This is a genomic window from Pseudomonas sp. NS1(2017) (assembly GCF_002269425.1).
In the GTDB taxonomy this organism is placed as follows: domain Bacteria; phylum Pseudomonadota; class Gammaproteobacteria; order Pseudomonadales; family Pseudomonadaceae; genus Aquipseudomonas; species Aquipseudomonas reactans.
Genome location: NZ_CP022960.1, coordinates 1,894,590 through 1,913,357 on the forward strand (window position 1 = coordinate 1,894,590; position 18,768 = coordinate 1,913,357).

At 60.7% G+C, this 18,768-nt stretch carries 17 protein-coding genes; 15 read left to right on the forward strand and 2 right to left on the reverse strand.

The annotated features are described in order from the left end of the window. Position 1: 1 nt before the first annotated feature. From waaC to CI807_RS09040, 6 genes are read left to right on the forward strand one after another with little or no spacing between them, the layout of a single operon-like run. A complete protein-coding gene (gene waaC, locus CI807_RS09015) occupies positions 2 to 1,063 on the forward strand; it encodes a lipopolysaccharide heptosyltransferase I (RefSeq protein ID WP_095014430.1) in 1,062 nt (353 codons plus the stop codon). Continuing rightward, positions 1,063 to 2,187 (forward strand): glycosyltransferase family 4 protein, encoded by a 1,125-nt coding sequence (locus tag CI807_RS09020; protein WP_095014431.1) that lies wholly within the window; start codon positions 1,063 to 1,065, stop codon positions 2,185 to 2,187. The genes waaC and CI807_RS09020 overlap by 1 nt, the downstream gene beginning before the upstream one ends. Continuing rightward, positions 2,184 to 2,990, forward strand: a complete 807-nt coding sequence (rfaP, locus tag CI807_RS09025) for a lipopolysaccharide core heptose(I) kinase RfaP (protein WP_095014432.1) — start codon at positions 2,184 to 2,186, stop codon at positions 2,988 to 2,990. The genes CI807_RS09020 and rfaP overlap by 4 nt, the downstream gene beginning before the upstream one ends. Continuing rightward, a complete protein-coding gene (locus CI807_RS09030) occupies positions 2,990 to 3,724 on the forward strand; it encodes a lipopolysaccharide kinase InaA family protein (protein WP_016975594.1) in 735 nt (244 codons plus the stop codon). Before rfaP ends, CI807_RS09030 begins: the two co-directional genes overlap by 1 nt. Next, positions 3,721 to 4,473, forward strand: coding sequence for a lipopolysaccharide kinase InaA family protein (locus tag CI807_RS09035; protein WP_095014433.1), 753 nt, complete (start codon positions 3,721 to 3,723; stop codon positions 4,471 to 4,473). Before CI807_RS09030 ends, CI807_RS09035 begins: the two co-directional genes overlap by 4 nt. After that, on the forward strand, positions 4,473 to 5,912 hold the full coding sequence (locus CI807_RS09040; protein WP_095014434.1) for a lipopolysaccharide kinase InaA family protein: 1,440 nt from the start codon (positions 4,473 to 4,475) through the stop codon (positions 5,910 to 5,912). Before CI807_RS09035 ends, CI807_RS09040 begins: the two co-directional genes overlap by 1 nt. A 120-nt stretch (positions 5,913 to 6,032) precedes the next feature. On the opposite strand, the gene CI807_RS09045 is transcribed toward CI807_RS09040, so the two are convergent. Then, positions 6,033 to 8,120: a TonB-dependent receptor gene (locus CI807_RS09045; protein ID WP_095014435.1), complete on the reverse strand. Its 2,088-nt coding sequence runs from the start codon at positions 8,118 to 8,120 to the stop codon at positions 6,033 to 6,035. 201 nt (positions 8,121 to 8,321) lie between these two features. Here CI807_RS09045 and CI807_RS09050 point away from each other — a divergent pair, with 201 nt between their 5' ends. From CI807_RS09050 to CI807_RS09085, 8 genes are all read left to right on the forward strand, one after another. After that, on the forward strand, positions 8,322 to 8,678 hold the full coding sequence (locus CI807_RS09050; protein ID WP_095014436.1) for a YceK/YidQ family lipoprotein: 357 nt from the start codon (positions 8,322 to 8,324) through the stop codon (positions 8,676 to 8,678). Between the two features lie 142 nt (positions 8,679 to 8,820). Continuing rightward, positions 8,821 to 10,578, forward strand: coding sequence for a carbamoyltransferase (locus CI807_RS09055; RefSeq protein ID WP_095014437.1), 1,758 nt, complete (start codon positions 8,821 to 8,823; stop codon positions 10,576 to 10,578). Then, positions 10,562 to 11,692, forward strand: a complete 1,131-nt coding sequence (locus CI807_RS09060; protein ID WP_095014438.1) for a glycosyltransferase — start codon at positions 10,562 to 10,564, stop codon at positions 11,690 to 11,692. Before CI807_RS09055 ends, CI807_RS09060 begins: the two co-directional genes overlap by 17 nt. Then, positions 11,692 to 12,588 carry a GNAT family N-acetyltransferase gene (locus CI807_RS09065; RefSeq protein WP_095014439.1) on the forward strand — a complete coding sequence of 299 codons (897 nt, stop codon included), beginning with the start codon at positions 11,692 to 11,694 and terminating at the stop codon, positions 12,586 to 12,588. Before CI807_RS09060 ends, CI807_RS09065 begins: the two co-directional genes overlap by 1 nt. Next, positions 12,585 to 13,970 carry a PIG-L deacetylase family protein gene (locus CI807_RS09070; protein ID WP_095014440.1) on the forward strand — a complete coding sequence of 462 codons (1,386 nt, stop codon included), beginning with the start codon at positions 12,585 to 12,587 and terminating at the stop codon, positions 13,968 to 13,970. Before CI807_RS09065 ends, CI807_RS09070 begins: the two co-directional genes overlap by 4 nt. Then, positions 13,970 to 14,926 (forward strand): glycosyltransferase, encoded by a 957-nt coding sequence (locus tag CI807_RS09075; RefSeq protein WP_095014441.1) that lies wholly within the window; start codon positions 13,970 to 13,972, stop codon positions 14,924 to 14,926. Before CI807_RS09070 ends, CI807_RS09075 begins: the two co-directional genes overlap by 1 nt. Positions 14,927 to 14,977: 51 nt before the next feature. Further along, entirely contained in the window at positions 14,978 to 15,739 is a 762-nt protein-coding gene (locus CI807_RS09080; protein WP_095014442.1) for a glycosyltransferase family 2 protein, read from the forward strand. A gap of 56 nt (positions 15,740 to 15,795) precedes the next feature. Continuing rightward, positions 15,796 to 16,881 (forward strand): glycosyltransferase, encoded by a 1,086-nt coding sequence (locus tag CI807_RS09085; RefSeq protein ID WP_095014443.1) that lies wholly within the window; start codon positions 15,796 to 15,798, stop codon positions 16,879 to 16,881. Here CI807_RS09085 and CI807_RS09090 read toward each other — a convergent pair. After that, positions 16,870 to 17,436, reverse strand: coding sequence for a toluene tolerance protein (locus CI807_RS09090; protein WP_177001613.1), 567 nt, complete (start codon positions 17,434 to 17,436; stop codon positions 16,870 to 16,872). The genes CI807_RS09085 and CI807_RS09090 overlap by 12 nt on opposite strands. Positions 17,437 to 17,584: 148 nt before the next feature. Between CI807_RS09090 and CI807_RS09095 the strand changes: the two genes are divergently transcribed. Then, positions 17,585 to 18,763 carry an O-antigen ligase gene (locus CI807_RS09095; protein ID WP_095014445.1) on the forward strand — a complete coding sequence of 393 codons (1,179 nt, stop codon included), beginning with the start codon at positions 17,585 to 17,587 and terminating at the stop codon, positions 18,761 to 18,763. The last annotated feature ends 5 nt before the right edge of the window (positions 18,764 to 18,768 follow it).

Consider the following 18,768-nt stretch of genomic DNA (forward strand, 5'->3'; position numbering starts at 1 on the left):
TTTGCGCGTACTGGTAATCAAGACCTCATCCCTGGGCGACGTGATTCATGCCTTGCCGGCCCTGACTGATGCAGCGCGGGCGATTCCCGGCATCCGATTCGACTGGGTGGTGGAAGAAGGCTTCGCCGAGATTCCCACTTGGCACCCGGCGGTCGATAAGGTGATCCCGGTGGCGATCCGCCGCTGGCGCAAGAACCTCTGGCAGACCATCAAGAGTGGCGAATGGCGGCGCTTCAAGCAGCAAGTCCAGTCGACCAAATATGACCTGGTGATCGATGCCCAGGGACTGCTGAAAAGCGCCTGGCTGACCCGCTACGTGCGCGCGCCCATCGCGGGTTTCGACAAGAATTCCGCCCGTGAGCCGATGGCTGCACGTTTCTATTCCCGTCGCCTCGCCGTGGCGCGTGGGCAGCACGCGGTGGAGCGTCTGCGTCAACTGTTTGCCGTGGCCCTCGGTTATGACTTGCCCAAGGGCTTGGGTGACTACGGCCTGAGCACTGAAAAACTCCTGGGCCTGCCGCCGAAAAAGCCGTTTGTACTGCTGCTGCACGGTACCACCTGGGACACCAAGCACTGGCCCGAAGCCTACTGGCGCGATTTGGCTGAGCGCATGGGGCGTCTGGGCGTCGACGTGAAATTGCCTTGGGGCAACGCCGCCGAAAAAGCCCGCGCCGAACGCCTGGCCCAAGGCCTGCAAAACGCCGAAGTGCTGCCCAAATTGAACCTGGCCGGCGTCGCCCGCGTACTGGCCGGCGCCCGCGCCTGTGTGGCGGTGGACACCGGTCTCGGTCACTTGGCCGCCGCGCTGGATGTGCCGACCATTTCCCTGTTCGGCCCGACCAACCCCGGCCTCACCGGCGCGTATGGTAAGGGCCAGATTCACCTGGCCAGCGACTTCCCCTGCGCACCGTGCCTGCAAAAACAATGTACCTATCAACCGACGGCCGACGACCTGCGTCGGTTCGACCTCAAGCGCGAGTCGCCCCTGTGCTTCACGCGCCTGAACCCTGAGCGTGTGGCAAGCCGACTGAGCACGTTGTTATTGGCTGAGGAGCTGCACTGATGCAACTGGCTTTTGTTTTGTACAAATATTTCCCCTTCGGTGGCCTGCAGCGCGACTTCATGCGCATCGCCCTGGAGTGCCAGCAGCGCGGCCATCAGATTCGTGTCTATACGCTGATCTGGGAAGGCGACATCCCGCCCGGCTTCGAAGTGCTGGTGGCGCCGGTCAAGGCGTTCTTCAACCATCGGCGCAATGAGAAACTCAGCGCCTGGATGGCCGCCGACCTGGCCAAGCGCCCGGTGGACCGTCTGATTGGCTTCAACAAAATGCCTGGCCTGGATGTGTACTACGCCGCCGACGGCTGCTTTGAAGACAAGGCGCAAAATCTGCGCCACTCGCTGTACCGCTATTTTGGTCGCTACAAGCACTTTGCCGACTACGAGCGCGCGGTGTTCGCCAAGGACGCCAAGACCGAAGTCCTGATGATTTCCGAAGTGCAGCAGCCGCTGTTCATCAAACACTACGATACGCCGCTGGAGCGCTTCCATCTGCTGCCGCCGGGCATTGCCCAGGACCGCCGCGCGCCGCCGAATGCCGCAGAAATTCGCGAGGGTTTCCGTAAGGAATTCGACCTGGGCGATGACGATTTGCTGCTGGTTCAGATCGGCTCGGGCTTCAAGACCAAGGGCGTCGACCGCAGTCTCAAGGCTGTGGCCGCGTTGCCGGCGGAACTGAAAAAACGCACGCGCCTGTTTGTAATCGGCCAGGACGACCCCAAAGTATTCCAACTGCAAAGCGCAACGCTGGGGCTGGGCGACAACGTGCAGTTCCTCAAGGGCCGCAGCGATATCCCGCGTTTCCTGCTGGGTGCCGAGCTGTTGATCCACCCGGCGTACAACGAAAACACCGGCACCGTATTGCTTGAAGCCTTGGTGGCCGGGCTGCCGGTACTGGTCTCGGCCGTATGTGGTTATGCCCACTACATCGCTGAAGCCGACAGCGGCCTGGTGCTGGATGAGCCGTTCGAACAAGCGCAGCTCAACCAGTACCTGGCGAATATGCTCACTGACACTGCACAGCGCGCGGCCTGGAGCCGCAATGGTTTGGCCTTCGCTGAGACGGCCGACCTTTACAGCATGCCGCAGCATGCTGCGGATGTGATCCTGGCGGAGCCAAAACGATGAAGTTGATTCTTGCCGAACCGTTCAAGACGTTATGGGCCGGGCTTGATGCCTTTGCCGAAGTCGAGAAACTGCAAGGCGAAGTATTCCGCGAGCTGGCGGCGCGTCGCACCCTGCGTACCGTGGTGGATGGCCGTCCGTATTTTGTGAAAATCCACCGTGGCATTGGCTGGGCGGAAATCTTCAAGAACCTGATCACCGCCAAGTTGCCGGTGCTAGGCGCTGGCTTGGAGTGGGATGCCATCCACCGCTTGCAGGAACTGGGCGTTCCGACCATGACTGGCGTGGCCTTCGGCGAAAAAGGCAGCAACCCGGCGGACCAGCACTCGTTCATCATCACCGAAGAGCTGGCACCGACCCTCAGCCTGGAAGATGTGACGATCAATTGGGTGGCCGCGCCTCCGGCGCCTGCGTTGCGTCATGCGCTCACCCATGAACTGGCGCGCATGGTCGGCGACATGCACCGTGGCGGTGTGAACCACCGCGACTGCTACCTGTGCCATTTCCTGCTGGACACGGCCAAGCCCATCGATGCGAAGAACATCAAGCTGTCGGTGATCGACTTGCATCGCGCCCAACTGCGCGCGCACTTGCCGTTGCGCTGGCGCGACAAGGACCTCTCCGCGCTGTACTACTCGGCGCTGGAAATCGGCCTGACCCGTCGCGACAAACTGCGTTTCCTCAAGGGTTACTTTCGCCAGCCGCTGCGCCAGATCCTGGCCGAGCAATCGGCGTCGTTGAACCTGATGCAGCGTAAGGCCGACAAGCTTTACGCACGCAAGCAGCGCCTCGGGGATGCAATCTGATGGCGGGTTGGAACCTGGAACCTGCCTACGCCCACCTGGCGGATGATTTTGGAAGCCTCGAAGCGGTTTTCGCCCTGCAGGGCGAGCGGCTGACCCGTGATCCACTGTCGGAAGTGATCCGTGTGGAGCGCGGCGGGGTCAATTACTACGTCAAGCGCTACACCGGCGCCGGCAAGGGCCTGCGGCGTTACCTGGGCAAGCCTCGGGTCAAGTCCGAGTGGCAGAACCTCAAGCGCTTCGCCAAGTGGGGCATTCCCACCGCCGACGTGGTTGCCTGGGGCCTGGAGCGCAAAGGCCTGGCCTACGACCGTGGCGCGATGATCACCCGCGAGCTGCCGAGGACCGAAGACCTTTCAGTGCTCGCCGAGCGCAACGATGCGCGCCTACGCGATCCCAAGTGGGTCAACGCGGTGAGCCGCCAGCTCGCCGAATACACGCGCACCATGCACGACCATCGTTTTACCCATAACGATTTGAAGTGGCGCAACCTGCTGGTTGATGACCAAGCGACCCTGTACCTGATCGATTGCCCCAACGGCGATTTCTGGCGCGGGTTCTGGCTCAAGTACCGCATCACCAAAGACTTGGCCTGCCTGGACAAAGTGGCCAAGTATCACCTGTCCGCCACCCAGCGCCTGCGGTTCTACATGCAGTACCGTCAGCGCCGGCACCTGAGTGCATCGGATAAAGAGCGGATTCGCCACGTGGTGAAGTTTTTCGAGGGGCGCGAATGAGTGATTTCCTGGCGGCTGAGGACCGTGCGCTTCTGGAGCGCAACGGCCTGGCAACTTTTGATGCCCTATGGGCCAAGCAACTGGACGCGGTGGACGAGCCGAACACCAGCAAGGGTGGCTGGAGCAGCGTGTTCCGCCTGGAGCTCGACGGCCACGGTTACTACCTCAAGCGCCAGAGCAACTACCTGACGCGCAGTTTGCACCGCCCGTTTGGCGAGCCGAGTTTTTCTCGCGAATTTCGTAATATCAGTCGGTACCAAAAGCTCGGTATCCCGGCGTTGCAGGCGGCGTTCTATGGCGAGCGCAAAGTGGCCGGCGAACACCGTGCCATGCTGTTGACCCGCGCCCTGGATGGCTGGAATGACCTGGACTCGTTGCTGGAGCATTGGCCTTCGCTCAGTGATGCCCAGCACCGCGCGATCCTGTTGGCCTGCGGTCAGCTTGCGCGTCAATTGCACAGTGTCGGCCAGGTGCATGGCTGTTTTTACCCCAAGCATATTTTTATGCAGGCCAGCGGCGACGGCTATGCCGCGCAGTTGATCGACCTGGAGAAAACCCGCCCGCTGCTGTTCGGCTGGCGTGATCGGGTCAAGGACCTGGAGCCGTTGCTGCGTCGTGCACCGCAGTGGTCTGACGAGCAAGTGCGCCAACTGCTGGCTGCCTACCTCGACCAACCGGAAGACAGCGCGCTGGTCTCCACCTGGCTCCAGAAGTTGACCGCTCGCCGCAGCCACAAGGAAAACCGTTGATGCGTTTGTCCGAGCTGAAAACCGCCGGCCGCACGCCGGACTTGCCCCTGACCCTGGAGCTGGCCGATGCGGCGGGCCCTGGCCAGTTGCAACTGCTGAGTCTGTTGCGCGTGTTGCCCGGCGAACGGTATGTGGGCGCCGCCGTCTGGCGTGGCCGTCCGGTGTTGGCCAAGTTACTGGTGGGCAGCAAGGCGGCGCGGCATTTTCAGCGAGAACTCACAGGCGTGCGCCTGCTCGCTGAACAGGGGCTGACGACGCCGTTGTTGCTTGCGGACGGGTTGCAAGAAGGCGAGGGTGGTTGGTTGCTGTTCGAATTTATCGAGGGCGCCGAAAGCCTGGCCGATGCCTGGCAGGCCATCGAAGGGTTGCCGCCGTTGGCTGACGAGCAAACCGCGGTGCTGGCCGAAGCGCTGGGCGCCATTGCGCAGATGCACACCAAGGGGCTGTGGCAGGAAGACCTGCACCTGGACAACCTGCTGCGCCAGGACGGCAAACTGTACCTGATCGATGGCGCCGGGATTCGCGCTGAAGAGGCGGGCAAGCCGTTGTCGCGCAACCGCGTACTGGAAAACCTCGGCGTGTTTTTCGCCCAGCTGCCGAAGAATCTCGAACCGTTCACCGAAGAACTGCTGGTGTACTACCTGTTGAGCAATGGCGAGCACGCCCTTCCGTTGGAAGCCCTGGAAAAGCAAGTGCGCAAGGTCAGCGCCTGGCGCCTCAGGGACTTTTTGAACAAGGTCGGCCGCGAGTGCACGTTGTTCAGCGTGGTGCGTGGCGCTTTCGCCTTGCGCGCCATTCGCCGCGAAGAAGAGCCGGCGATGCTGCCGGTGCTGGAGCAGGCCGATTCGCTGCTGGATCAGGGCCATTTGTACAAGACCGGTGGTGCTGCCAGCGTGGCCAAGGTCGAGGTGGCCGGTCGGCAACTCGTGATCAAGCGCTACAACATCAAGGGCTTTGCCCATTGGCTCAAGCGTTTCTGGCGTCCAAGTCGCGCCTGGCATTCCTGGCGCGAAGGCAACCGTCTGGCCTTCCTCGGTATCGCCACGCCCAAGCCGCTGGCGGTGTTGGAGAAGCGGTTTTTCTGGCTGCGTGGCCGCGCGTACCTGATCACCGAATATTTGCCTGGCCCGGACATCATCGAACGCTTCGCGCCGTACGTTGAAAACGGTGATGCGCCGGAAAACGAGCTGCAGGCGCTGGATCACCTGTTTGCCGAGCTGATCCGCGAGCGCATCAGCCATGGTGATTTCAAGGGGCACAACCTGTTTTGGGACACGGATCGCTGGTCGTTGATCGACCTGGATGCCATGTGCCAACACACCTCCGACGCCAGCTTTGCCTCGGCGTATGCCAAGGATCGCGCGCGGTTTATGCGTAACTGGCCGTCGGAGAGTGCGTTGTACAAGCTCATCGATCAGCGCTTGCCAGCTCAGGTCTGATCGCGGTCAAAAAATGTGGGAGCGGGCTTGCCCGCGAATAGGGTGTGTCAGTGAGTACACTTGTTGCTGACCTAACGCATTCGCAGGCAAGCCAGCTCCCACATGAGCCTTGTGGTGGTTTTAGAATTGGTACTCGGCACCAGCACCGGCGTACCACGACCGCCCAGGCGCCGCTTCGTAATAGCGGTTGTTGCCATCGCCGACGATCACCGAGCCGACGTACTGGCGGTCCAGCAGGTTATCCAGGCGCAGGGTCTGGTGGAAGGTCCAGCGTTCGACTTTCTGCTCGAAGCGTGCGCGCCAGTTGAAGACGCTGTAGGCCGGCGCGGCACGCTGGCTGTTGGTGTCTTCGACGTAGACCTTGCTGCGGTACAGGCCTTCGATGGCGGTGCTGACCCAGTCGCGGGGCTTCCAGTTGAGCTCGGCGAATAGCGTGGTTTGTGGGACGCCGGGGAGGTAGTTGCCTTTGTCGACAGCGGTGCTGGCGCCGCTGACAAAATCGCTGTCGTAGGTGGCTTGCAGGCGGGTGTAGGCGAGGCTGGTGCTCCAGTGCTCGCTGAGCTGGCTTTCGATGCCCAGTTCGAAGCCGCGACGCAGGGTGCGGCCGGCGTTCTGGTAGCTGGTGCGGCCGTCTTTGGATTGAGCAACCACCAACTCATCTTCCGTGGTTATCTGGAACACGGCTGCATTGATCCTGGTGTTCTTCACCTGGGCCTTTAGTCCCACTTCATACTGGGTGCTCTCTGACGGTTTCAGGCCGAAATTGAAGCCCTCCACGCTGCCGGGTGCGTAGGCCAATTCGGCCTGGGTCGGTGTTTCGAATCCTTTGCCCGCGCTGACATAACCATGCAGCTCGGGCGTGAAGGCGTACATCACGCTCATCGAGGGTGTGTTTTTCTGATAGGTCTTGTGACCACTCGCGTCGCCGTTACTCAGGAATTGATCATCGACGTCCAGCTCCATGGTGCTGTGCCGCACGCCCGCTTGCAGGGTCCAGCGGTCCAGGGCCCAGTTGGCCTGGATGTAAGGGTCGAGGCTGCGGGCGGTGTCGATTTCATCGCGACGTAGCTGGCCTTTCACGCCGAGGGTGCTGCCACTGTAGTTCTGGTAGCCGTGGCGACTGTCTTCGCTCTGGTCGAAGTCCAGACCGGTGATGATCATCAACTCACCCGGTGCGCTCTCGATAGGCTGCATCCAGCGCACGCTGCCGCCGTAGAACTTGCGGTCGAATTGCACCACGCCGCCGCCACGTTCGTTGGCAGGTGTCCCTTTTGGAATCGACAAGTACTGAATCACACTCCGCCGCCCCGTATACGCATTCACCTGCAACGTCGCATTGCCGATGTAGCGCTCGTAATTCATGCCCAATTGCTGATGATCAATGCTTTTTCGTGTGTTGTAGGTCAGCGCATTGGCACTCACCGAGCGTGGATCAGCTTTGTACGCTGCCCACGTCTGCCCAAGTGGATCCTGCGTGCCGTTTTGTTCCAGGCTGCTGTAGATCAGCGCGAGCTTGCTGTCGTCATCCGGCTGGACGTTGAGCTTGGCAAACGTCTGGTCACGGCGCGCGCTGCTGTGGTCGCGGTAGCCGTTGGTGTCCATGCGCGAAGCGTCGAGCACGAAGCCTGCGCCATTCGCTGCGCCCTCGGCGGTCAGGTGGTTCTTGTTCAAACCGTCGCTGCCCACCAGGGTTTCGGCGCCAATGCGCGGCGGGCCTTCGCCGTCGCGGGAGAACATCTGGATCACGCCGCCAGCATTGCTGCCATACAAGGTGGCCGCAGGGCCGCGCAACACTTCGATGCGTTCGGCGGTGTCGAGGTTGAACGTGGCTGCCTGGCCCTGGCCATCCGGGGTGCTGGCGGGGATGCCGTCGGCGATCAGCTTGATGCCGCGCACGCCAAACGCCGAGCGCGCGCCGAAGCCGCGGGAGGAAATCTGCAGGTCCTGGGCATAGTTCTGGCGGTTCTGCACCACCAGGCCAGGCACGCGGGACAGCGCTTCGGAGGCGTTGATGCCCAATTGACCGTCGCTGATCTGCTCGCGGCTGATGCCGTCGACCGAGTAGGGCAGGTCGAAGATCGGGCTGGCGCTGCGTGAGCCGGTGACCACGCTGGGGTCCAGGATCAGCGGTGCATCGTCAGCCGGTGCCGCCTCGCTCAAGGCGAGCAGGCCGGGCAGCAACAAGGTGAAACGGGTGAAGGTTTTCATCGGTCAGCCAGAATCCATGGCGCGTCGTATAGGAGGTAAACGCGCAAAGGGGCGCGAGTTTAGTGACTCGGGCGATTTTTATCATTTAGGAATCGTCTTACGCTGCCAATCGGTACTGTCACACTGGGTCATCAGCCTTTGTGATGTTAGCGTGGCAGGCCTTGGCAATGACAATGGCTGATGGATCAAACGGAGGGGGTCATGAGGATTGGGTCGAAAGTCGTGTGGCTTGCGCTGTGTTTCTTGCTCGCCGGTTGCGGAACCATCAACACGGTCTTCCGTCCCGACGCCGTCGCCAGTCAGAACCTCAAAGACTCGCGAAGCCACTGCGAGAACGTTCCGCGCATCTACAGCGGGGTGATCTATGGTTTTTGCACGCTCAATGGCGAACCTGCGCCCGACAAGAGTTTGAAAGCCGTGAACCTGATGGACCATGGCGGGAGCATGCTACCCATTGTCGCGGTCGAGTTTGTCGCCTCCGGCGTGCTCGACACCCTGGTGCTGCCCTACACCATTTATCGTCAAGGTCGGGACGGCAGTATCGAAATCCTCCGCTAATTCCTCTTGCCACTTGCCGCTAACAGCTCCCCTCTGCTTTTAAGCTATAATCCCGCCCTTTAGCTGTTTCCTGCCCAGGCAGGAGGCACACTTTTTTCAGGCGCAACCCGCCTGCATGCAGACTAAAAGAGGCTAGACCCCTGTGGCATTGACGATTCTTGGCCTGTCCGGCGCCCTTAGCCATGATCCTTCCGCAGCCTTATACATCGACGGCAAGCTGATCGCGGCCGCCGAAGAAGAGCGCTTCGTACGCGACAAACATGCAAAGAACCGCATGCCCTACGAATCGGCGAAGTTCTGCCTGGAGCAGGCCGGCATCAAGCCTTCCGACGTTGACGTGGTGGCGATTCCGTTCGCCCCGATCAGCCTGTTCGGCGAGGCGCGCTGGCACTACGCCAAGCGTTACTGGTACGCCCCGGACCGCGCCCTCGATGCGATCCTGATGGGCAATCGTCGCTACAAGCGCTATCGCAACAAGATCGTCTGGTGCCTGGAGCAACTGGGCTTCGACCCGAAGAAAATCAAGATCGAACCGGTTGAGCACCACCTGGCCCACGCGTCCAGCGCCTACCACTGCTCCGGCTTCCAGGAGAAAACCGCGATCCTCGGCATCGACGGTAAGGGTGAGTACGCCACCACGTTCTTCGGCTACGGCGAAAACGGCAAGATCCACAAGATCAAGGAATTCTTTGACCCGGACTCCCTCGGCGGCCTGTACGGCGCAATCACCGAGTTCCTCGGTTTCGAGATGCTCGACGGTGAGTTCAAGGTCATGGGCATGGCGCCGTATGGCGATGCCAGCAAATACGACTTTTCGCGCCTGGCCTCCTTTGAAAATGGCGAGTTGGTGATCAACACTGAATACGCCAACGTCATCGGCCTGCGTCGCTATAAAGAGAAAGGCAAGGGCTTCTACTTCTCGCCAAAACTGATCGAGTGGCTGGGTCCCAAGCGCGAAGGCGATATCGCCGACGAGCCGTACATCCACTACGCCGCCAGCATGCAAGCGCTGTTCGAGAAGCTGGCGCTGCAGATGATCGACCACTACCTGGGCGACATCCTGAAAGACACCGGCAAGCTGGCCTTCGCCGGCGGCTGCGCGCTGAACGTCAAGCTGAACCAGAAAATCATTGCCCGCGACGACGTGAAGGAGCTGTTCGTTCAGCCAGCGTCCGGCGATGCCGGCACGGCGGTGGGTGCAGCGGCCTACGTGTCCCACGCCCGTGGTGTACCGGTCGAGAAGATGGAACACGTCTACCTCGGCCCGTCCTACAGCAACGAAGACGTGATTGCGGCGTGCGCCAAGCACGAAAGCAAGCCCGTGTGGCGCAAGATCGACAACATGCCGCAGCGCATTGCCAAGATCATGGTCGACGGCAACCCAGTGGCCTGGTTCCAGGGCCGCATGGAGTTTGGCCCGCGTGCCCTCGGCGGTCGTTCGATCATCGGTTGCCCAAGCGCTACCGGCGTGGCTGACCGTATCAACCACCAGATCAAGTTCCGCGAGCGCTGGAGGCCTTTCTGCCCGTCGATGCTCGACACCGTGGCTCCGCAGATGATCAAGGTCGACCACCCGGCGCCGTTCATGACCTTCACCTTTGAAGTGGCTGAAGAGTGGAAGACCCGCGTGCCGGAAGTGGTCCATGAAGATGGGACCTCCCGCGCCCAGGTGCTCAAGCGCGAATACAATCCGCGCTACTACGACATGATGAAAGAGCTGGAAGTGCTGACCGGCAACGGCGTGTCGCTGAACACCTCGCTCAACCGTCGTGGCGAAGCGATGATCTGCTCGCCGAAAGACGCGCTGGACATGTTCTTCGGCTCCGACCTGCAATACCTGATCATGGAAGACATCCTGGTCGTCAAAGACGGCGTGGACCCCTATGACACGGTCGGCTGAACGCCACGTCCTGCAGTTCTGCCACGGCTATGACGGGCCGTTCCTTGATTGTGCCCGTCAGTACGCCAGCCTGTTCGCGGGCAAAGGCTACAAGGTGACCACGGTGTTTCTCACCGGGGTCGCCGACCCTGAGGTCGCGGCCGGTTGCGCCTCCGATGAAGTGTTGTTCATGGAGTTCAGTTCCAAGGCCATTCGTGGCCTCAAGCTGGGCGCCATTGCCGAGATGCGCAAGATCGCGGCATCGCGCAATTTCAGTTTCTGCATCGCGCACCGCGCCAAGCCGATCTACGTCGCCTTGCTCGCCACGCGCTTGCAGGTCATTGGCGTGCACCATGCCTTTGGTGATTACCAGCGCCGTGGCCGCCGCCTGTTTGCGTCGATTTTCCGCAAGCGCTTGAGCTTGCTGGGTGTGTCCGACGCCGTGCGCGATGACATCCGCCGCTGCCTGCCGAACTGGCCGGCGGCGCGTATCCAGACCTTGTACAACCGCATCGACGTGGAAGCCCTGCAAGCCCAACAGGTTTCCAAGGATGACGCGCGGGATGCCCTAGGGTTGTCGCCGGATGAATGGGTGGTCGGCAATGTCGGCCGCCTGCACCCGGACAAGGATCAGGCCACGCTGCTCAAGGGCTTTGCCCTGGCACTGGGACAGTTGCCGACTGAAAGCCGGTTGGCGATCCTCGGCACCGGTCGCCTGGAGCAGGACCTCAAGGAACTGGCCCGCGAACTGGGGATTGCCGACAAGGTGCTGTTCCTCGGCCAGGTGCCGGATGCGCGCCGCTATTTCCGCGCGTTTGATGTATTTGCGCTGAGTTCCGACCACGAACCCTTCGGCATGGTACTGCTGGAAGCCATGGCTGCTGGTGTACCGCTGCTGGCTACCGCGTGTGGTGGTGCGCGGGAAGTGGTCGAAGGTGTTGGCATCCTGTTTCCTTTCGGTGACGCCGAGCACCTGGCCCAAGGGCTGGGGCACCTGGCCGCGATGGATCAACAGCAACAACGCCAGTGCGCCGGGATGATGCTGGAGCGCCTGCACGCACGGTTCTCGGACCAGGCGGTGCGCGAAACTTTCTGGCAACTGCCACACGTTATTGAACTGACCGCGAGGGCTTGATGCTCAATCGATTCCAAGGCTGGCGCGAGCGTGGCTGGTCCGTCGTCGATGCACCGGCCTACAGCGAGGCCTGGCAGCGTTTTGGCGGCAGCGTCGCGACGCACCCGCAGGTCATCGAGCGCCTGGCCGGCTTGGCACAGATTCCAGTGCGTTACCTGGCCTGGGAGCAGGCCGGTGAACTCAAGGCGTGCATTGCCACCTGGGGGCGCGACTTGGCGCTGTCCAAGGACGTGCTCAAGCGCAGCGGCAAGAAAGGCTTGTTCGACCTGGGCAACGCCGAAGTGATCCTGCCGGCCGCCGCCGATGCGCAGGCGCCTTTGAGGCAGCGTGCACGCTACCTGTCGACGTTGAACGAAGGCCGCTTTATCGGCCTCAAGCCCCAGGCCGAGCAGTTGGCCATGGCACGCACGCCGGAAGAACTGTCGAAGAAGTTTCGCTACAACCAGCGCCGCGAACTGCGTTTGCTGGAGGAGGCGGGCGGCGTAGTGCGGCCTGTCGGTGAGTTTTCCAGCGGTGAGCTGGCGGCCATCTACTGTGAACTGTTCCTGCGCCGCTGGGGTTTCACCGCCACGGGCGCCGAGCGCCTGGCCGAAGTGATCGAGCTGATGCGCGAGTGGTTGATCGGCTCAGTGATCTTTCTGAATGACGCGCCCATCGCGATTCAGTTGGTGTACCGCGTCGAGTCGCCGGAATGGATCAGCGTGGAGTACGTCAACGGCGGGGTCGATCCTGAAACCCGTGCCTTCAGCCCAGGCAGCGTTTTGAGCTTTCTCAATACCCAAAGTGCCTGGGAGCAGGCGCGCGAAGTCGGCAAGCCGTTGCGCTTCTCCTTTGGCCGGGCCGACCGCGAGTACAAGGACCGTTGGTGCAACCCCGTGCAGGTATTCAGCGTATGAGTCGGAAGCAGCAATTGCTCAAGCGCCACCGGCGTAACAAGCGCACGGCGCTGATGATGGGTGTGTTGCTGCTGGTGTTGGTCGGCATCCTGGTGGCCTGGTGGCTACCCTTGCTGTTGGCGGTGGTGGCCTGGGTTGCTCATGAAGCGTGGTTTGCCGACCATCTGTTCTATGCCCCCAACGAAGATTACCAATACCGTTTTGCGGCGGATGCCGAGCTGCAGGGCGTGCGCCTGGAAAATGGGCGCTTGCTATTGGAGCAGTCGGTAGACGCGCAGGCCACACTGGTGCTGGGGATCAAGGTCAAAAGCACGTGGCTGGGGCGCTTTTTTGACCCAAGCGTCGAGCTGGCGGGCGACCGGCAAACCTTTGAGCGTGGCGTCAACGGCATGCGTTACCTGAATCTCAGTGGTTTGGCGCTGAGCGAGTTGCAGTTGCGCGGTCGGCATTGCCGATTGATCGGCACGCCCCGCCTGTGGGCTTGGACCCACCCGGATTACCGTGCGCAGCGTGTAATGGTGATCGCGCCCCATGCCGACGATGCCGAATTGGCGGCCTTTGGTCTGTACAGCCAGGCTGAAAAGCCCTGGATTGTCACCCTGACCGCAGGCGAAATCGAAGCCGAGCATTATCAGCAGATGGGCCTGGACGCGGTTGAAGCCGCGCGTATCAAAGGCCGCCTGCGCGCCTGGGACAGCATCGCTGTGCCGCTGTGGGCCGGTGTGCCACAGGCGCACTGTGTACAACTGGGGTACTTCTGCCTGCAATTGCAGGCGATGCAAGCCGCGCCGGACCTGCCGTTTGCCTCCCGTGAAGCGCAGATGACAGACATTCGCCCCTTCCGCCAATTCAATCCGTTCCCATTGCCGGCGGACAGCGACGGCTTGCCCACCTGGAACAACCTGTTGGCCGACTTGCGCCAGGTGTTGTTGATGGCGCGCCCGGAAGTGATTGTGTTGCCGCATCCGGTATTGGACCCGCATCCAGACCACATCTGCGCGCAGCACGCTGTTCTGGAAGCCTTGCAAGGCCTTGAGTGGCAGCCGACGGTAATACTGGGCTACGCCAACCATTTGCATGACAACGACCGCTGGCCCATGGGCGACGCGGGCGCCGGCATTGCATTGCCGCCGCTGTTCGACGCGACTGAGGAGCTGCTGCCCTGCAGCCTGCCACTGACGTTGGCGCAGCAGCGTGACAAGGCCATGGCGCTGGGCATGATGCATGACTTGCAACCGGCACCGCCCTTCAAGCGCCGTGTCCGGCGTTGGTTACAGCGACTATTGGCGGGTCGAGCGCAGTCGCCGTATGGTGAGAACGAATTTTTCCGCAAGGCCGTACGACGGCATGAGTTGTTCTGGCGTTTGGGAAAGGATAAGTAATGAAAGTCTTGTTTCTGGTGCAGAAAGAGCAGCGCGCCATCCTGGATCGTTTGTACGAAGGCGTGGCCGAGCACTGCGAATGTGATATTCGCTGGTTGAGCAGCGATGAGCAGCGCAACCTGCGTGGTTACTTCCGGCGTGAGGTCGACGTGACCCGTTACGACCGTATCGTGTTCTTCCTGCGCTTCAAGCAGGAAATCCGCCAAGTCGGGTTTATCCGTACCCTCCCGAACCTGGTGATCCTCGAACACGACGCCTACCAGAACTACATTCCCTGCAAATACACCGGAAAATTCAGCGCCCATTACCGTCGTTTGCCGTGGGCGCGGGTGATCAGCTCCGGCTTTATGGTGACCGAGCGGCTGCGCGCCGAGGGCTTTGACGCGGAGTTCGTGCCAAAGGGCTATGATCAGGCGCTGTTGCAGCCGCAGGAGCGTGTGCGGGATATCGAGCTGGCGTTCGTCGGCAGTACCAACAGCGTGGCCTACAGTGGTCGCAAGGCCCTGCTCGATGAGCTGGCACAGGTTGAGCCTTTGGTGGTCACGCGCACCAAGTCCGGTGAGGAATACTGCGCGACCCTCAACCGGATCCGTTTTTTCGTCAGTGCCGATGTGGGCATGGGCGAGTACATGATCAAGAATTTCGAAGCTATGGCCTGCGGTTGCGTGTTGCTGGCGTTCGATCAGGGCGCTGAGGAAAATGCGGCCCTGGGGTTCGAGGAGATGGTCAATGTGGTGTTCTACAAGGACATCCCGCAGTTGCAGGAAAAGCTGGCCATTTTGCGGTCCAATCCGCAGTTGGCGGCCGACATTGCGCGTAATGGGCAGGACCTGGTGGTCAACCAGTTCAGCTTTGCCCGTATCGGTCAGCGGATTGTTGAAGTGCTCAAGCCCCCCCTTCGGCCTCGTGCGCCATTGAGTGTGCTGGAAAGATTGCGTCTGAAACTGGGCGTTTGATATCGGCCAGGTGGCCGCAAATGATGGCCATGTGATATTATCGAGGCTTGAATGCACTTCTCCGATCAAAGCGACATAACGCTCGTAGTGACCAGTTGCGGTCGCTTCGATTTGTTGAAGCGCACGCTCGAGAGCTTCGATCAGTTCAATACGGCAGCGATACGCGAAGTCGTTATTACCGAAGATTCCGGTGATGACGCCGTACGCCTTGCGGTCCCAGGGCACTGGCACAGTCATTGCATTTTCTTGATCAACCGGCCGAAGCTTGGGCAGTTGGCTTCCATCGACTTGGCCTACGAGTCGGTCAAGACCCCCTACATATTCCATTGCGAGGATGATTGGGCGTTTTATCGACCCGGCTTTGTCGAGGATTCCAAGGTGATACTGGAACATCGGCCGGATATTTTGCAGGTGTGGTTGCGTAACTACGTTTACGACTTGCAGGTGCACAGCCCCTATATTCACCTGGGGCCACGTGAAGTGATTGGCGCAGTACCTTGTTATCCCCTGCTGTCCGACAAACCTGAATGGCAGGGGTTTTCGTTGAACCCAGGGTTGCGGCGCATCAAGGAGTATCGCTTGTGCGCACCCTATGCGGGGTTCGAAGGTGAGAAGGGATTATCGAAGCGTTACGCGCAACTGAACCTGGAGGCAGTGACTCTGGAAGGCGATGCGGTTTTGCATACCGGTTTCGGTTTGCATGTGGCGACGGCAGAAGAGCGCTTGAACAAAGCACGGCGCAAGCGACGCGAGCGGATCAAGCTGGCAGCTATGCTGGTACTGGGTGTCAGTATCGGCTGGTTGATCCATTAAGTGCAGCCAAGTACAGGCGACAAGCCATCACCACGCAGCAAAAGGTCATTTTTTCGATGAGTATCCTCAACATCATGTGGGCCGGTGGTTCTGCATTCGCTTCGGTGCAAAAGGTTCATCAACAGATACTTTCCCACGCTGTATGCCGTGGACCGGTCAATACCTGGTTGCTTCAAGGTCGTTCGCAAGAAGCTGAGCCGGCACTGGAGTGGAACCTTTCCTCTGCCCGTCTCAAAGGCCGGTATCTATGGAAGTTGCTGATGCCCTTGATGCGTGCGCGCTTCCGCAAGGCATTGCCTGACGATGTAGAGATTGTGCTGCTTGATGGGGTGGGCGTGGCCCGGGTGATCTTACCGGTGCTCAAGCGTTTACCGCGCGTACGCGCCGTCGTGATATTTCATGGCGTCACCCGTATGCGCCGCACGGACCAGAAACTGTTTGAACAGTTTCCGGCAACGCAACTGACCGTGGCGGCCGTCTCGCAAACGCTCGCTCACTCGATCGAGCGTGTTCTGCAACGACCCGTGACGGTGTTGCGCAGCGCGTTCGATCCCGTGGCTTTTCGCGCTGCCACGCTTTCTCGGGAGCAGGCGCGCACTCGTCTTGGCCTTCCGTTGGATGGCTCGCCCGTGCTGGGTGCGGTAGGTCGATTGGTCGACGGCAAAGGATTCAGCTGTTTGCTGGAGGCGTTTGCCGGCGTGTCAGTGCATCAACCTGATGCGCGGCTGGTGATTATCGGCGAGGGCGCGGCGAGGGATACCCTGGAGGCACGTATCGAGCAGCTCGGCTTGCAAGGCAAGGTTTTTCTGCCGGGTCATTTGCCGGACGCGGCGACGCTGTACCGGGCCTTTGACTGGGTGGCGATTCCGTCGACGCAAGAGGGCTTGGGGTTGATCCTGCAAGAGGCAGTAATGGCCGGCGTGCCCGTACTGACCAGCGAATTGGCCGTGTTTCGCGAGCAACTGGCGGAAGCCGGCTGGTACGCCCCTTCAGATAATGCACAGGCCTGGAGCCGCTTGATGGAACGCGCTTTCGCGACTTCGGCCCAGGACGTGCTCGACGCTCAGTCGCGGGTGTTGGCACCGGAGCAAGCCTGGAAGGATTTCAGTGAAACCTCCCAGCGCCTGTTTTCATGCCGCTAGCAGGGCTTGTTCCAGTGCGCGCATTGGAAAGCGTTCGTTCAGCTTCTCGCGCGCAATATAGCGTGCGAAATGCTGCAGGTTGCGCCGCGCGAGTTCCGGGTTAAGCGGTGCGCGTAAAAAGCGCATGTCCGCGACGTCGATCAGACCCATTTCGTTATCAGGTGTGACAACGATGTTGCCCAGATGCAGGGAGCGGAAGTAGATTCCTGCACCATGCAAGCGACGGATAAGTGCCACCAACGGGTCGAGGTTCGATTGCCAGTCAAAGCCTTCCTTGTTGGAAATCTGGCGCAGCGTTTCACCCGGCAACGGGCGATACAACACTGCAGTCATGCCAGGTGCGGCCAGTTGAAAGAATGCAAGTACGGTCAAGGTGGGGATGCCACGTTGTTGCAACTGCGCCACATTGTCGATGAAACGCTTGGAGTAAGGACGAAACAGCGCCGACGAGAACAGGCGCTTGCGGCGAAACAGTTTGAGGATATTCCCGTCAGCCAGCAGGTAGACTTTGGGGCCGTAACTGTCCTTTTCCAGGATGCGGGCGCCTTCAATCATTGCGTTTAAGTCGGCTTGGGGAAGCCTTGAACATTGCATCGTCGGAGAGCCTTGTAGGAGTCGCGGGCACAGTGATCGGTAATAATGCCGAAAGTTTTGGGTTTTAACCATGCCGCGTTGGCGGGATGGACGTATTCAGGAGCGGTTGATGCAAGCAAGTCGTTGGGCACAGGTATGGATGATTTTCGGGTTGCTGTGGTTTCTGGTGGCGATTGCCTTCGCGCCAACCAACAAGATCTATCAACAAGGGTTGACGCTGTTTCTCTGGCTGCCGGCCATGGTGTTTGCCTGGTCGGCGCGTGAGCGGCTCAAAGAGGTGTGGCGCTCACAACGCTGGATCTGCCTGATGATTCTGTTGATGGCGATCTGGGGTGGGATCAGCTTGCTGTGGACCAATGTTGAGGACCCTTCCCGAGAAGCCAAGCGTCTGCTCTACGTCGGCGTCTTCCTGCTGTTTTTTCCGGTACTTGCCGACGGCAGGACCGACCGGATCATTCGCGTGCTGCAGTGGGGTGGCTACGGTCTGGCCCTGTCATCGCTGATTGCAATCATCAAGTTCTATGGTATCGAGCACCGTGAATGGTCCGATCGCCTCGCGGGATTGGGGCAACTGTCCCATCCGATTCTTGGCGCGTATGTGATCGGTGTGGCTGCGGTCTGGATGCTGCACTGGCCGCCTCGCGGGCGATGGATGCAAGTGGCTTGGGCCGTTGCGATCGGCTTGCTTGGGCTCTTTGTCGTGTTGAGCCAAAGCCGTGGTGCCGCAGTTGCGTTGTTGCTGAGCGTGGTGGCGATGCCACTCTGGTGCCGCGATCGACGCACGGTGGTAACGGCCGCCGGTGCGATTGCGGCAGCAGTGGCTGTGTTCATCGCCATGGAGTCCTTGATGCTGGCCCGTGGTGTCTCCTACCGGCCACAGATCTTCATGGAAGCCTTGCGCATGATCGCCGAACGCCCGTGGACAGGCCTGGGGCTCGGCGGTGACTACAAGGTCTTTACCGACGGCCAGTACTTTGACCACTCCCACAACCTCTTCACCCACGTGACCATTGAGCTGGGTCTACCCGGCCTGCTGCTGTGGTGCGCCGTGTGGCTCGGCGTGTTGTGGCAAGCCTGGAAGGCGCGTAGTACCGACCTGGGCAAGGGTATTCTTGGTATATGGGTGTTTTCGTTCCTGGCAATGCAGTTCGACGCTGCCAGCCTCACAGGCACCCCTCGGGCCGAATGGTTCATCACTTGGCTGCCGATCGCCCTGGCCAGTGTCTTGGTCTGGGCTCGGGCCAATCCCGATGCATGTGATAAAGTTCGCGTCCTACCCAATCAGTGAGCTCG

Excerpts from the sequence above, each read along its gene's own strand:
- CI807_RS09040 (WP_095014434.1), top strand. The coding sequence starts at position 4,473 with ATGCGTTTGTCCGAGCTGAAAACCGCCGGCCGCACGCCGGACTTGCCC.
- CI807_RS09060 (WP_095014438.1), top strand. The coding sequence starts at position 10,562 with ATGACACGGTCGGCTGAACGCCACGTCCTGCAGTTCTGCCACGGCTAT.
- CI807_RS09075 (WP_095014441.1), top strand. The coding sequence starts at position 13,970 with ATGAAAGTCTTGTTTCTGGTGCAGAAAGAGCAGCGCGCCATCCTGGAT.
- CI807_RS09065 (WP_095014439.1), top strand. The coding sequence starts at position 11,692 with ATGCTCAATCGATTCCAAGGCTGGCGCGAGCGTGGCTGGTCCGTCGTC.
- CI807_RS09035 (WP_095014433.1), top strand. The coding sequence starts at position 3,721 with ATGAGTGATTTCCTGGCGGCTGAGGACCGTGCGCTTCTGGAGCGCAAC.
- CI807_RS09030 (WP_016975594.1), top strand. The coding sequence starts at position 2,990 with ATGGCGGGTTGGAACCTGGAACCTGCCTACGCCCACCTGGCGGATGAT.
- CI807_RS09080 (WP_095014442.1), top strand. The coding sequence starts at position 14,978 with ATGCACTTCTCCGATCAAAGCGACATAACGCTCGTAGTGACCAGTTGC.
- rfaP (WP_095014432.1), top strand. The coding sequence starts at position 2,184 with ATGAAGTTGATTCTTGCCGAACCGTTCAAGACGTTATGGGCCGGGCTT.
- CI807_RS09070 (WP_095014440.1), top strand. The coding sequence starts at position 12,585 with ATGAGTCGGAAGCAGCAATTGCTCAAGCGCCACCGGCGTAACAAGCGC.
- CI807_RS09045 (WP_095014435.1), bottom strand. The coding sequence starts at position 8,120 with ATGAAAACCTTCACCCGTTTCACCTTGTTGCTGCCCGGCCTGCTCGCC.
- CI807_RS09050 (WP_095014436.1), top strand. The coding sequence starts at position 8,322 with ATGAGGATTGGGTCGAAAGTCGTGTGGCTTGCGCTGTGTTTCTTGCTC.
- CI807_RS09085 (WP_095014443.1), top strand. The coding sequence starts at position 15,796 with ATGAGTATCCTCAACATCATGTGGGCCGGTGGTTCTGCATTCGCTTCG.
- CI807_RS09020 (WP_095014431.1), top strand. The coding sequence starts at position 1,063 with ATGCAACTGGCTTTTGTTTTGTACAAATATTTCCCCTTCGGTGGCCTG.
- CI807_RS09095 (WP_095014445.1), top strand. The coding sequence starts at position 17,585 with ATGCAAGCAAGTCGTTGGGCACAGGTATGGATGATTTTCGGGTTGCTG.
- CI807_RS09090 (WP_177001613.1), bottom strand. The coding sequence starts at position 17,436 with ATGATTGAAGGCGCCCGCATCCTGGAAAAGGACAGTTACGGCCCCAAA.